Here is a 13,662-nt window from a genome sequence, read left to right as displayed (position 1 = left end):
AATTATATTTTGACCTTGTTTCAGGTCTAGGTACAGTTGATGCTTGTCTAGCCGTCATCGGTAGCTAGCATCATGGCGCTGAATAATACCATGATCCTAGCGATTTCTGCCCGTTTTTGCGTGTGAAAAAACGTCTTTCGCGGCGATGAATAGGTGAGGTGATGGAGCAATAAAAAAGACCAACCCTGAGGTTGGCCTTTGAGATAAGTCAGCAACATTAAGCCCTGAGATCGTGCTACTGGTTTACTGTGTCTGCTTATCCGCAGTGATTTCAGTTTGCTGAGTGATAACTGGCGCTTCTGTCATTGCCTCACGTAGGGTCGAGTAAAACTTCAATACACCTTCAATTGGCTGGATCTTCGCTCTCGCCAGTGTTCGGATGGGCTGGAACTGCAGATCGGCGATAATGAGCTTAGTCTTATTCGCTTTGCATTTTTCAATCAGCTTCGTCAGTGCGGCTAATCCTCCCGCATCCAGAATAGATACTCCATCGAGATAAAGCACTATCACTTGTTTATCTTCAGTGAGACTCGCGATTTCGGAGAAAATGCGGTCAGCAGCAGCGAAAAATAGCGGCCCGTTAATTTTGAGGACAGCCCAATCGGCAGGTAGCTCTTGATCCACATAACGCTTGTTGGTGCTGATATCGTAAAGCTTTGTCATCTCAGCAATTTCTTTCATAAACAGCAAGGCAGCAAGGATAATTCCTACACTGATGGCGATCACCATGTCGAAAATAACCGTTAATGAAAAACAACTGACAAAAACCATGATATCGCTGGTGGGCGCAGTTTTAATTAAATGTAGTGCCTTGTGGGCTTCACTCATGTTCCAAGCTACAACAAGTAGCAGGGCAGCCATTGCTGACATGGGCAAATAAGCTAATACGCCCGCTAAGGCGACTAAACCAATTAAGACTACTATGGCGTGGATCATCGCCGCTATCGGGCTCTGAGCGCCCGCTTTGACGTTTGCCGCGCTACGGGCAATTGCTGCAGTGGCCGGAATACCGCCAAAAAACGGCGTGATGATATTACCTATACCTTGGCCTAGTAATTCACTGTTGGCACTGTGACGTTTACCTGTCATACCATCGAGCACCACTGCACACAGTAGCGATTCAATTGCACCTAACATGGCAATGGCAAAGGCGGCAGGTAATAAGGCTTGAAAGGTCGCGAGATTAAACTGAAAGGCTTGGCCATTCGCGCCAGCTTGCAGCCAAGGCCATTCGAAACTGGGTAATACGGCAGGAATTCCCATGCCTGTGGTGCCATCACTCAGTTGATAGTGAAAACGGGTTCCTATGGTTTCTATATCTGCACCCATAGCATTGAGAACCAAGGCGAACATAGTGCCGAGTATAATAGCTGGAAGGTGCGCTGGCACGGGTGTTTTGAGTTTTGGCCAAAGTAGCATAGTCGCTAAGGTCGCGGATGCTACCAGTAGGCTAGGTAAATGCACCGAGGGTAGCGCTTGAGCTAATGTCATCAACTTAGCCAGATATTGCTCTGGCATCTGGGCTATCTCGAGTCCGAAAAAATCTTTGAGCTGCAAGGTCGCGATGACGACACCTATCCCCGCGGTAAAGCCTAAGGTGACGGATTCAGGGATATACAAAATTAATCGGCCAAGTCGCAGCATTGCCATGCCGACGAGTATCATTCCGGACATCACAGTTGCGATTAATAATCCTGCTAAACCAAATTGTTGGGCTATTGGATAGAGCAATACCACGAATGCCGCTGTCGGGCCTGACACGCTATAACGTGAGCCGCCAGATATGGCGATAATAAAACCGCCGACAATCGCAGTGTATAAACCGTATTGAGGTGCAACTCCACTGGCAATGGCTAATGCCATTGCTAACGGTATGGCAATAATGCCGACAGTGAGACCTGCAAGAAGATCTTGCCCAAAACGTTTAAACGAATACTTATCCTTCACGCAAGCTTCTGTGAGTGCGTGGGCGATTCTTAGGGAAAACAAATGAGCTGAGTGTGACACGAGTGGGTCCCATAGCGAGGCGAGTAACAAGCTTCTATTTTAGTGACCTGATACAAGACGCAGTGTGAGCTTGATTGCAAAAACGATTGAAAATACTTTGTTTTGTATAAATAGTGTGCTTGGAGGCTGTTTGATTCTCATTTAAGAGTGGTTTGTAAAATATTTTGATACTTTAACCCTTTTAGTCATTTGCGCCGTTTACAGCCTTAGGTCAACATCAAAGGCATTCAACATGAAAACAATATACTCCCAGAAAACCATTACACATTCCTTATTACCTTGGGGAAACGCCAGCATATCGGCGAGCAATAGCGCAGCTTTATTCTTAGTCATGCTGAGTTTAACGGCCTGTGGCGGTAAAGGCTCTGAGGCTCAACAACGACAAGTCGAGCTGCAAGCCGAACAGAGTCATAAAGAAGTGTCACTGCGCCGTGCTGAAATGCGTGATGCTACTCAGATTGAGATGGCCAGAGTCGCGGCGCCGATGCAAATGTCTACCCATGGTGCAGTGATGGGAATGAACATAGCCCCAATGCCGTCAGACTATGCCGCGATTCCGTTAGCACAAAATAAATTCGAGCCGCTGGTGCAAAATGGCATCATGGTGGCCGGAGAAATCCCAGTATCGACGTTTTCCATCGATGTTGATACTGGCAGTTATGCCACCTTAAGGCGGATGCTGAGGGAAGGGCGCTTGCCCGAGAAAGGTACAGTCAGAGTCGAGGAAATGCTTAATTATTTTGCCTACGATTATCCCTTACCTGCTAAAAATGCCGCGCCGTTTAGCGTTACGACAGAGTTTGCGCCATCCCCTTATAACGATGACATGATGCTGTTACGGATTGGTCTTAAAGGGTATGACTTACCTAAATCTCAGTTAGGCGCCAGTAACTTAGTCTTTTTGCTCGATGTGTCAGGTTCTATGGCATCTGCTGATAAATTGCCTTTACTGCAAACAGCACTCAAGTTGCTGACGGCGCAATTAAGTGCGCAGGATAAAGTTTCTATTGTGGTTTATGCTGGGGCTGCTGGTGTGGTGCTCGATGGCGCGTCGGGTAATGACACTCAAACTTTAACCTATGCGTTAGAGCAATTGAGCGCTGGTGGTTCAACCAATGGTGGGCAAGGAATCACACAAGCCTATCAATTGGCGAAAAAGCATTTTATCCCCCATGGTATTAATCGAGTCATCCTCGCGACTGATGGTGATTTCAACGTTGGTATGACAGATTTTGATGATTTGATTACCTTGATTGAGAAGGAAAAAGATCATGGTATTGGCCTGACAACCTTAGGGTTCGGTTTGGGGAATTACAACGATCAACTCATGGAGCAATTAGCGGATAAGGGCAATGGTAACTATGCCTATATCGATACCCTGAATGAAGCTCGAAAAGTGCTGGTGGACGAGTTAAGTTCAAGTTTGTTCACTATTGCTAAAGACGTCAAAGTGCAAGTGGAGTTTAATCCGGCCTTAGTGTCTGAGTATCGTCTAATTGGTTATGAGAATCGTGCTTTAGCACGTGAGGATTTCAACAACGATAAGGTGGATGCGGGCGAAATTGGCGCGGGTCATACAGTGACTGCCTTATATGAATTAAGATATGTTGAAGCAGGACAGATGGCGAATGATAAACTCAGATATGGCGTTGATGTTCAAACGGGGCAAGAAAAATACAGCCGTGAAGAAATCGCTTTCCTTAAACTGAGATACAAGTTGCCAGAACAAACACAGAGTCAGTTACTGAGTTATCCCATCAGGTTAGACCAAAATGTTAAGCTGTTAGAACAAGCGAGTGATGATTTTAGATTTGCAGCAGCGGTTGCAGGATTAGGGCAATTACTGAATGGCAGCCATTATCTACATCAATTTGATTATACTAAGTTAAGCCAGTTAGCACGTTCGGCATTAGGGGACGATCCCTTTGGATATCGCCATGAGTTTGTGCAATTAATGGAAACCGCCGCGGCCATAGAGCAATCTAATCATGTGCCGATTAAGAAGGTATTCGATGGTACGGATAAACCTTTTCCTCCCCAAGATAAGCTTCATGGCGAGCCAGTGAGAGACAAGAGCAATACGCGCAATGAGAGATTACAATAGTAAAAGTAAATTCGTGGGGCTAACCCCAATGATGAGGAATTTCCCGTGGTATTAGCAATAGCGCAATTATCAAACCATGAGCACTCAGATGAGCAATTGATGTTGTGCTATGCTAAGGGCGATTCAAAAGCATTTGAACAGTTATACCTGAAGCACAAAGGTGCACTCTATCGCTACTTTGTACGTCAGTTAGGTGATAAGCAGTTAGCTGAAGATTTGTATCAAGAAACCTGGGGGCGGGTGATCCGCGCTGCGGCTAACTACGAAGCCAGTGCTAAGTTTACTACCTGGTTGTATCGTATCGCTCATAACTTATTGATTGATCATGTGCGGGCGGTTAAGCCCGTGGATTTTGTCGCTACTGATGAAGATGATGTAGGACTCGATACTTTTGTGGCGGGTGAGCAAGATAAACCCGATGTGCAGTGGCAAGAAGCGCAAAAGAGCTTATTGCTAAAGACCTGTATCGCACTGTTACCCCAAGTTCAGAAAGAGGCATTTATCCTGAATATTGAAATGGGTTTTACGGCTACCATCATTAGCGACATTGCGGGCGTGACCTTAGAAGCGACTAAAAGCCGTATTCGTTATGCTTACCAAAGCCTAAAAGATTGTGTCAGCGCGAAATGGCAGGAGGCGGGTCATGAGTAATTCTTCTTCAAGTGCTGATGAGCGCGCATTACAACAGGAAGTGCTGGCTTGGTATCGCCAGCAGGCCTTAGAGGTTCCACCGCAGCAACTCGATCAAGATATCTTACAGCTGGCGCAAACTCACTTAGCTGAAATGCATCAAAGCAAAATAACCGCCGTTGAAGCGCCAAGTTCTGTCTGGCGACGCCATCCTTGGGCGTTATCGAGCGCGGCATCGTTAGTGCTTGTTGTTGGTCTGCTGGTGCTGACTCGACCTCAAGTCGAAGATGCGCTTGCTCCAAGTCCTATGGTGATGAGTGCCCCTGCGCCACAAACGATGGCAAGAATGGCTGATACTGAAGCGATGCAATCTTTAAACATGCAAACAGAAGCCGTGGCTGAACATAAAAGACAGACGGAAATGCAGCAAGCTAAAGCCGCATTGGGAGCAACTGAGCAGCAGGATGCAATTAGCCCCGCTATCGCTGCAAGGTCTATGAATGCACCAAGATTATCTGAGCCTGCTGAAATCAATCAAGTGTCATTGACTGAGTATTTACATCGGTTACAAGTCCTCATCGAAGCGAAGGAGACTGAGCAAGCATTAGTGCTTGAACAAAAACTTCTCAAGGATTACCCGTATCTTGCAGTTAAGGATGTCGATGAAGCGCAGCAAATCGAATCGCAGCAAGTATTAAGACTTGAGTTTAAAAAGCTACAACAGCAATTACATCAGCTTGCCAAATGACTATGTGGTTGTGGTATTTACGAATAAAAAAGTGATTAGAAATCGCAAAGTGGTGAGATAAACAGCTAAATTTCCCTGAAATATGCCGAGACGTGCTAATGTTTGTGGTCTGTTTACTGTTTGGTATGTGATTTACTTGATCAACGTCATAAAGTGAACAGGTTTTAGCCTGTTATATTGGTGTTAGTTCACGACTTGGCTAGTATCAATAGTCAGACCCATATTCAGGAGGCATTATGCTTAAAAGACTCATGCATGATCATAAACATATAGCTGTATTGCTAAATGTTTTAAAAAACAAGCAGATGAAACTATCCGAAGGTGAGTCAATCAACTTCAGCGTCGTGCGCGATATTGTTGAATATATGCAAGGATATGCTGAACGTTGCCATCATCCCATTGAAGACATTATTTATGCCTACTACCTAGCCCATAAAACGAACGATACTATCGATAAATTGAGTGCCGAACATGAGTCGGTGATCCAATCCTCGGCCACCTTGATGGCGACTTTAAACTTGATCCTCAGTGATATTGTGGTTGCCCGCGAGAAACTGATTGTTGATTTTGCAGAGTATGTCGCATTGCAAGAGCGACATATGCAGATGGAGGAACGGGAAATATTTCCTTTGTTAGCCAAAAGTTTAACTGAGCAAGATTGGCAAGTTATTGAGTTAGAGTGTCAGAAATCGCTGATCGATGATCCTTTGTTTCTGGATCGAGAGCAGAAAGAATTCGAAGATTTACGGGTTTATCTCACAGCATCTGACTAATACTCTTTAGTTTATTAGGTCCATGTTGGTGGGCTTAAGCTGGTGTTTTTATACGGTTGAGGAGTAGATTTTTGATTCCGACTGCGATGTCTCGTGAGCCAAAGTTGGTTGGGATTTGTAAAGTATTATCGGAGTCGATGATGTTCGGTGCCATCGTAAGCTACTGTTATTGATTTATTTTTTAAAATTCCTGCTCGTAAGATCATACCCCGCTTATATTCTGTTTGCTCCAATAGTTGTAAATAAAAAAAGCGCCGAAGGGCGCTTTTCTATTCATGTTTGAAATGATAACTAGCTCATATAAACATGTAATTACAACTGGATAGCATCAATGTCGTAGTTAAAGTTATTATCGATTTCTTGGAGTTCTTTGAGCAAACGATGCTTATCTTTTAACGCTTCGATCTCACGCCATTTACGCTTTTTATTGGAGCCTCGCGAACGATCGGGTCTTTCAACGACTTCATCTAGCGCACAACCATAATCTAAACGATCCATGGCAACCTCCTGTTGTTGTATGTTTTGTCAGCGATTAAATAACATATTTTTAAAACAGGGTGCAAGAATTATGTTTCATTTGTGTTAAGTTGAAATGAACTTTGAGTGATATGTCATTGATGTTATATGCAGAAGTAGAGAGGAGTTAAGCAGAAAAATTTAATAAAAAGAACGGGGTAGAATTAAAAAGCCAGCAATTGCTGGCTTTTTGTTCGATTAGATTTTGCCTTGTCGATAAAGGTTAATCAATGCGTTGCTTGAGGCATCTAAAGCATCGGAATCTTGCTCTGCGCCAATGCGTGCTAACACATCGTTACCGAGATTCTTACCGAGTTCTACACCCCATTGATCGAAGGAGTTGATATCCCAAATAGCACCTTGAACGAAGGTTCTATGTTCATACAAGGCAATTAAAGCGCCTAGGGTACTTGGTGTGAGCTTATCCATAAGTAAAGTATTGCTCGGCTTGTTACCAGGCATGACTTTATGTTGAGCGATCAGCTGCTTCTCTGTGGCGGATAATGCGCTATTAGCAAGTTCGGCTAAAGCTTCATCAAAAGTACGACCTTGCATTAAGGCCTGGGTTTGACCGAAGCAGTTTGACGCTAATTGGTCATGGTGCTCACCGATAGGATTATGGCTTTGCAGCGGCATAATGAAATCGGCAGGGATCAGTGCGGTACCTTGATGTAATAACTGGTGGTAGGCATGTTGGCCATTAGTGCCTTCGCCCCCCCAAATGACGGGACCTGTGCTGTAGTCAACATCAGTACCATTTAAGGTGACTGATTTACCGTTACTTTCCATATCTAGCTGCTGGAAATAAGCGGGTAAACCACGTAGGTAATGATCGTAGGTTAATACGACATGGGACTGAGCATTAAAGAAGTTTCCGTACCATAGGGAGAGTAATCCCATGATAACCGGCATATTCTCAGTCAGTGGCGCTGTGGCGAAGTGCTCATCCATCTGATGCGCACCCGTGAGTAGAGCTCTGAAGTTATCCATACCGATCAAAAGTGCAATCGGCAAGCCAATCGCTGACCAGAGAGAGTAACGGCCACCAACCCAATCCCACATAGGGAAAATATTGTTTGCATCGATACCAAAATCTGTCGCTTTTGCCACGTTTGAAGTGACTGCGACAAAGTGTTTTGCCACATCAGACTGCAAACCGCCTTTCGCTAGGAACCAGTCTCTTGCGGTGAGGGTATTGGTTAAGGTTTCCTGTGTCCCGAAAGATTTGGATGACATTATGAACAAGGTCGTTTCAGGATCCAGTAACTTCAGCTTCTCACTAATAGAAGTCCCGTCGACGTTTGCCACAAAGTGACAATTTAATTCGGGGTTCCAATAAGGGCGCAACGCTTGAGAGACGATTTTGGGGCCTAGGAAAGAGCCGCCAATACCAATACTTACAATATCGGTTATCGCTTTACCTGTGTAACCTTTCCATTGACCTGACGTCACTGAGCTCACAAACCCTTGCATCTTATCTAGAGTTTGTTGAACTTCAGGAACTATGTCTTGACCCTCGGCAATAATCGACTGTTCTGCAGTACTGCGAAGCGCTGTGTGCAGTACGGCGCGCTTCTCTGTGGTGTTAATGATTTCACCTGCAAACATCGCTTTGATTTTTGCTTCAAGTTGGCTATTGCTTGCCAACGCAAATAACAGATCCAGCGTTTCCGCTGTTGCTCTGTTTTTAGAGTAATCCAGTAATAAACCACAGGCTGATAGCGACATTTTATTGAAACGTGCCGCGTCAGTTGCAAACAATTCCCGCATATGCGGAACATTTTTACTGTGTGCTGATAAAGCTTGCCATGTTGAGCTTTGGGTCAAGAGTGTCATTTCACCGTCTCCAGAGTGCTTAGTTCGCGAGCTTAGCCGTGAGCATGACTTCGAGCTTACCTTGGTCTATCGCAAAGTTTCGAATGCCTTCGGCAAGCTTATCAACCGCCATTGGATCTTGGTTAAAGTCCCAACGGAATTGTGCTTCAGTCAATGGGGGTTCTGCAGCGACAGTGGTCGTTGCTGCAACCAGTTTAGGTGTGATGTCAACTTGCGAATTAGCCAGTTCTTCTAATAGAGAAGGGCCAATGGTCAGACGATCGCAACCTGCTAGCTCAATAATTTCACCGATATTACGGAAACTTGCACCCATAACAACAGTGTCAAAACCGTGTTGTTTGTAGTAGTTATAAATTTCAGTCACTGAAATGACACCAGGGTCATTTACGGCATTGTAATCTTTACCCGTATCTTTTTTGTACCAATCAAGTATGCGGCCTACAAAAGGAGAAATGAGGTAAGCACCCGCTTCGGCACACGCACGCGCTTGAGCAAAGCTAAATAGTAGGGTTAAGTTGCAGTTGATGCCTTCTTGCTCTAGTTCTTTAGCGGCACAAATGCCTTCCCAAGTTGAAGCAAGTTTGATCAGAATGCGTGATTTATCTACACCCGCTTCTTTATATAGGCGAACCAATTTATGGGCTTTAGCGATTGATTTTTCTTTATCGAATGATAAACGGGCATCAACTTCAGTTGAAATACGGCCAGGAACGAGTTTCAGTATTTCTACGCCGATATTGACCGCTAGTTTGTCGCTGGCATCATCAAGTTGCTGCACGAGATCGGTACTTTGTGATTTTGCCCAGTCGATAGCGTTATCTATAAGGGATTCATATTCAGGAATTTGAGCCGCTTTCAAGATGAGTGATGGATTAGTGGTCGCATCTTCAGGTTGGTAGCGTTTAATCGCTTCGATGTCGCCTGTGTCAGCGACGATAGTGGTATATAACTTGAGTTGCTCTAATGTATTGGCCATGAAAAACATCCTTCTCAGGTAGCAGTTTTAACTCGGAATTCACTGATGACTATTAGAAGCGATTTTGCCAACTTTTCCAACCTTGAATGTAAAAAAATTACAAAAATGACAATTTTATGTCTATTAAGGTATGGCTCGAGCTACGGGCTATCATCTTGGCTGCAGTAGAGGGCGTCGCTTGTCCTAGTGTATACCCCACAAAAACAAAAAGTCGCTGCAAGCAGCGACTTTTTTACTTCAGTAAGTACTATTACTTCAGAACAGGTTGTTTTGTTGTGGTAGTCACGATAGCTTCGATGCGACGGTTCGCAGCGTGAGCTTCTTTTGAATCACCAGCAACCAATGGCTGAGTAACACCGTAACCGTTAGAAGTTACGCGGCTTCCGCTGATACCATATTTCTCTACAAGAATCTTGGCAACGGCGTCAGCACGTTTGTCAGACAATTCCATGTTGTATTCTGGTTTACCTACATTTGAGGCGTGACCTGCGATTTCAACAGTGAAAGCTGGGTTTTTGTTCAAATAGTTAGCTAATCTTTCGATGTCTTTGTAGTAAACATTTTTAACTACAGCAGAATCGTTAGCAAACTGGATTGAACCTACGTCTTCTTTGTTCTTCACGTTTTCATAGATAGTACAGCCAACAGAGTCAACTTTGTGAGTTGCTGGTGTTGCTGGACATTGATCTTTGTCGTCGTAAACGCCATCGTTGTCAGAATCAACCGGTGCTGCTGCAACGACTGCTGCGGCAACTGGAGCTGCTGCAACTGGAGTTCCGAAACGGTAGCTCAGTTCTAGACCCCAGTAGTTGCTATCAGCTTCAACAATATTGTAATCATCATTTAAGTTTTCATAACGACGATATTTAGCTTGTAATTTTAAGTTGTCAGTGAAGTTATAACCAACACCAGCACCTAAATATGGAGCAAAATCATTTGTACTGTATTTGCTCGACGTTACACCATTGTTTTGGCTGTTTTCGAGTGAATAGTACATTGCACCAGCTTCAGCTGATAGGCTCCAGCGGTTAGCTAGTGGCCAAATACCAACTAGACCAAGTGTAGAACCTTTTACGCTTGCATCATTGCTGATACCCGCTGCGTTCCAATCTGCATTACCTAAATCACGGAAGCCGATTTCAGCACCGAAGTAATCGTTGAACATGTAGCCTGCGAAAACATCCCAAGCGTATGGACTGTCTTCACCATTCTGAGTGGCAACGTGCTCATAGTTATTAACGCCTAAACCGGCACCAACATACCAAGGTGTAAGTTCCTGAGATGCGCTGGCTGCGAGTGGAAGCAGAGATGTCAGTAATACTACTTTTAATGTGTTCTTCATCATTTTATTTACGTCCATTGATTATGATTCTCCACCAATATGCTTTGCTGGTTTTGTGCAAAACATTGCTAGCACTTAGTGTGGGGATCCTTTGATATTTTAGCCAGCGGTTAATTATCACTTGGTTTGTTAACTTTTTCCAGTATTAAGATCAACCTTTTAAAGGTTGTCATTCTGTAACTGGTATTTTTAATGCAAAAAAGGCACTCCGAAGAATGCCTTTAAATTACAATCTAATGTTAATTAGATGTTTCTATTAGCGTGTCCATACCCAATTTTCGATTTCTACTGGGTCTACACCATTCGCTTTAATATAGTTGCGGTGGTCAACTAATCTTTGCAGCATATCAGTGGTAATAGAGACGTGCATAGTTTCATCAATAACACCCTGTTGGAACAGCTTGTAAGCCATATCAATTACAAGGTGATAGCGTGATGTACCGTTACGAACACCCATATCAAATGGCGTTGTTGTTGAACCTTCTTCTTCGTAGCCTTTAATTCTGAAGCGACGGCTGCCTTTGTAATCAAAAATTAACTTTTTGATTGTATTTGGGTAACCATGGTAGTTGAATACCACGCCTTTATCTTGAGTAAATATTTCGTCCATTAACCAAGGTTTTTCTTTAAATTTACGGCTACCTAAGCCATCACTGCTTAATTCAGTGACACTAACGAAGCGGATTTTCACTCTTGGAAGGAGTTCTCTGATTAATACTAGAGAAGCCATACATTCTTGAGTGACATAATCACCACAACCTGCCAGCACAATATCGGGATTCTCATCTGAGGCAAAATCCCACACCATTACGCCGTCTTTTGTTTGTTTACGCGCTTCTTCCAAGCTTAGCCATTGTGGTAATTCTTTTTTACCTGCAACCAGAATATTGAGTTTGTCACGGTCAGCGAAGGCTCGCTCTGTATAAACCAATGTGCTGTTGGCATCTGCGGGTAAGTAAGCCGAGATTATTTTTGGATGTTTCTCCAGCATAGCCCCAAGGAAAGATGGGTTTTGATGTGAATAGCCATTATGATCTTGGCGCTCAAGTAATGAAGATAATACGACATTACAGGCTGGCAGTGGCTTACGGAAATGCACACCTTGGCTGGCGTAGACATATTTACAGTACTGATCGGCCATCGATGAGATAACTTGTGAGAATGCTTCGTAGGTGGGTAGCATGCCGTGGCGGCCTGTTACTGTGTAACCATGTAGCATGCCAAAAAGTAAGTTTTCAGAAAGCAGTTCAATGACTCGACCTTCACGGGACATATCTTCATCCCAACTCTCAATTGGCCACTGCCATGCACGATCGGTTTCTTCAAATACAGCTTGTAGTTGATTTGAATAGGTTTCGTCAGGGCTAAAGATACGTAGATTACGTTGGTCGCGGTTTAACTTGAATGCATCACGCATCCATTCGCCCATTTTTAACATTGAATAGCCACGTTGACCACGCGGTACTTCTGGGCCATAGCTGAGTTTTTCAAGATCTGGATTGGTTAATGCTCTAACAACTTCTCCACCATAGGTTAAATGTTGACGGCCACAGGCAAGTTGCTTGGGTGGGATTAATGAACAAATGTCGGCATCAAAAATCAGTTCGCCTTTTTCATTCATTTGATAGAGTTCTTGGAAGTCGTAACTGGCAAGCCAATTATCCAGTGCATCTAAATGGCCCTTATCAGTAGCACATTTATTGACGATTACTTGATGCGATTCGCAGTTACCTTCTAATTTCTTACCTTTATATTCACTGACACCAGTCCAACCTTTGGCTGTACGCATTAAAATGACTGGCCATTTTGGTTTAACTACATCTTCGCCACTGCGTGCTCGACGTTGAATGTCATTGATCATGGTATAAGCGGTATCCATGGCATTTGTCATCTGCACATAGATATCTTCTTCTAATTCGTTATCAACTATGATGGGGAAATAGCCAAGACCACGGAATTCAAGATCCAGTTCTTCATGGCTCATACGTCCCATGCGGGTAGGACCGGAAATCTTATAGCCGTTAATATGCACAATTGGCAATACTGCACCGCTGGTCGCAGGTGAAACTAAGCGGTTTGCATACCAAGATGCGGCTAATGGTCCCGTTTCTGCTTCGCCGTCACCAATTAAGACGGTTGCGATCAGATCTGGATTATCTAATACTGCCCCCCAGCCTACTGAGAGTGAGTAGCCTAATTCGCCACCTTCAAGAATTTGTCCAGGTGCTTCAGGGTTTGCATGTGAAGGATAACCATAAGCGGCAGAAAACTTCTTACAAATATCTTCGATGCCAGTTTCATTGTAGGGAATAGTTTCTGGGTAGAAATGACTTAAAGAGCCTTCAATGAATAAGTTTGCTTGTACAGCGGGAAAACCATGGCCTGGACCGACTAAATAGATAAAAGAGCGGTTATGCTTCACTATCAAGCGGTTAATGTTGGCATAGACAAAGTTAATACCTGGGCAGGTACCCCAATGGCCAAGTAAACGTGGCTTGATATCAGTATGGGCAAGTGGACGTTTATGTAAGACGTTTTGTTTGAGGTAAATTTGCGAGGTCGCAAGAAAGTTTGTCGCTCTGACGTACTTTTTCAGAGCATTGATTTCATGTATTTGTGTCATGTTAAGCCTCACTAAAACAAACAAGAGATGATTGAAGTTTCTATGGGGTTACTATATTTGTAGTTTTATTACAAAAATGTGCCCTACATCCAAATTTTAAAAGTTGT

General features: G+C 43.9%; 10 protein-coding genes. 4 read left to right on the top strand and 6 right to left on the bottom strand.

Translation table 11 applies throughout. From position 1 onward, the window contains the following. Nucleotides 1–243: 243 nt before the first annotated feature. Nucleotides 244–2,007 carry a C4-dicarboxylic acid transporter DauA gene (dauA, locus tag L5L94_RS02035; protein WP_173496303.1) on the bottom strand — a complete coding sequence of 588 codons (1,764 nt, stop codon included), beginning with the start codon at nucleotides 2,005–2,007 and terminating at the stop codon, nucleotides 244–246. A gap of 232 nt (nucleotides 2,008–2,239) precedes the next feature. Here dauA and L5L94_RS02030 point away from each other — a divergent pair, with 232 nt between their 5' ends. The 4 genes from L5L94_RS02030 to L5L94_RS02015 all read left to right on the top strand — a co-directional run bounded on the left by L5L94_RS02030 (nucleotide 2,240) and on the right by L5L94_RS02015 (nucleotide 6,262). Next, the gene (locus tag L5L94_RS02030) at nucleotides 2,240–4,111 is read left to right on the top strand and encodes a vWA domain-containing protein (protein ID WP_263160905.1); all 1,872 of its coding nucleotides are present in this window, start codon (nucleotides 2,240–2,242) and stop codon (nucleotides 4,109–4,111) included. Between the two features lie 45 nt (nucleotides 4,112–4,156). Beyond that, nucleotides 4,157–4,762, top strand: a complete 606-nt coding sequence (locus tag L5L94_RS02025; protein WP_263160904.1) for a sigma-70 family RNA polymerase sigma factor — start codon at nucleotides 4,157–4,159, stop codon at nucleotides 4,760–4,762. Continuing rightward, nucleotides 4,755–5,489 (top strand): hypothetical protein, encoded by a 735-nt coding sequence (locus L5L94_RS02020; RefSeq protein ID WP_263160903.1) that lies wholly within the window; start codon nucleotides 4,755–4,757, stop codon nucleotides 5,487–5,489. Before L5L94_RS02025 ends, L5L94_RS02020 begins: the two co-directional genes overlap by 8 nt. Before the next feature lie 236 nt (nucleotides 5,490–5,725). Beyond that, nucleotides 5,726–6,262: a hemerythrin domain-containing protein gene (locus L5L94_RS02015; RefSeq protein ID WP_105249947.1), complete on the top strand. Its 537-nt coding sequence runs from the start codon at nucleotides 5,726–5,728 to the stop codon at nucleotides 6,260–6,262. A 312-nt stretch (nucleotides 6,263–6,574) separates the two neighbouring features. Here the strand turns inward: L5L94_RS02015 and L5L94_RS02010 are convergent, their stop codons facing one another. The 5 genes from L5L94_RS02010 to L5L94_RS01990 form a co-directional block, all read right to left on the bottom strand. Further along, a complete protein-coding gene (locus tag L5L94_RS02010; RefSeq protein WP_006080618.1) occupies nucleotides 6,575–6,760 on the bottom strand; it encodes a DUF3545 family protein in 186 nt (61 codons plus the stop codon). 216 nt (nucleotides 6,761–6,976) lie between these two features. Continuing rightward, complete coding sequence (pgi, locus tag L5L94_RS02005; RefSeq protein ID WP_168823543.1) at nucleotides 6,977–8,614, bottom strand: glucose-6-phosphate isomerase; 1,638 nt, start codon at nucleotides 8,612–8,614, stop codon at nucleotides 6,977–6,979. 19 nt (nucleotides 8,615–8,633) lie between these two features. Beyond that, nucleotides 8,634–9,590: a transaldolase gene (tal, locus tag L5L94_RS02000; RefSeq protein ID WP_028760931.1), complete on the bottom strand. Its 957-nt coding sequence runs from the start codon at nucleotides 9,588–9,590 to the stop codon at nucleotides 8,634–8,636. Between the two features lie 250 nt (nucleotides 9,591–9,840). Continuing rightward, nucleotides 9,841–10,950 carry an OmpA family protein gene (locus L5L94_RS01995; protein ID WP_028760930.1) on the bottom strand — a complete coding sequence of 370 codons (1,110 nt, stop codon included), beginning with the start codon at nucleotides 10,948–10,950 and terminating at the stop codon, nucleotides 9,841–9,843. Nucleotides 10,951–11,188: 238 nt separating this feature from the next. Beyond that, nucleotides 11,189–13,555: a phosphoketolase family protein gene (locus L5L94_RS01990; RefSeq protein WP_105249944.1), complete on the bottom strand. Its 2,367-nt coding sequence runs from the start codon at nucleotides 13,553–13,555 to the stop codon at nucleotides 11,189–11,191. Nucleotides 13,556–13,662: the final 107 nt, after the last annotated feature.

The organism is Shewanella sp. SM21, from assembly GCF_025654335.1.
Lineage (GTDB): Bacteria > Pseudomonadota > Gammaproteobacteria > Enterobacterales > Shewanellaceae > Shewanella > Shewanella oncorhynchi.
Note: the sequence above shows the minus strand (reverse complement) of the source record. Positions and strands in the feature narration are given on the sequence as shown.

Excerpts from the sequence above, each read along its gene's own strand:
- L5L94_RS02030 (WP_263160905.1), top strand. The coding sequence starts at position 2,240 with ATGAAAACAATATACTCCCAGAAAACCATTACACATTCCTTATTACCT.
- pgi (WP_168823543.1), bottom strand. The coding sequence starts at position 8,614 with ATGACACTCTTGACCCAAAGCTCAACATGGCAAGCTTTATCAGCACAC.
- L5L94_RS02020 (WP_263160903.1), top strand. The coding sequence starts at position 4,755 with ATGAGTAATTCTTCTTCAAGTGCTGATGAGCGCGCATTACAACAGGAA.
- L5L94_RS01995 (WP_028760930.1), bottom strand. The coding sequence starts at position 10,950 with ATGGACGTAAATAAAATGATGAAGAACACATTAAAAGTAGTATTACTG.
- L5L94_RS02010 (WP_006080618.1), bottom strand. The coding sequence starts at position 6,760 with ATGGATCGTTTAGATTATGGTTGTGCGCTAGATGAAGTCGTTGAAAGA.
- L5L94_RS02015 (WP_105249947.1), top strand. The coding sequence starts at position 5,726 with ATGCTTAAAAGACTCATGCATGATCATAAACATATAGCTGTATTGCTA.
- L5L94_RS01990 (WP_105249944.1), bottom strand. The coding sequence starts at position 13,555 with ATGACACAAATACATGAAATCAATGCTCTGAAAAAGTACGTCAGAGCG.
- tal (WP_028760931.1), bottom strand. The coding sequence starts at position 9,590 with ATGGCCAATACATTAGAGCAACTCAAGTTATATACCACTATCGTCGCT.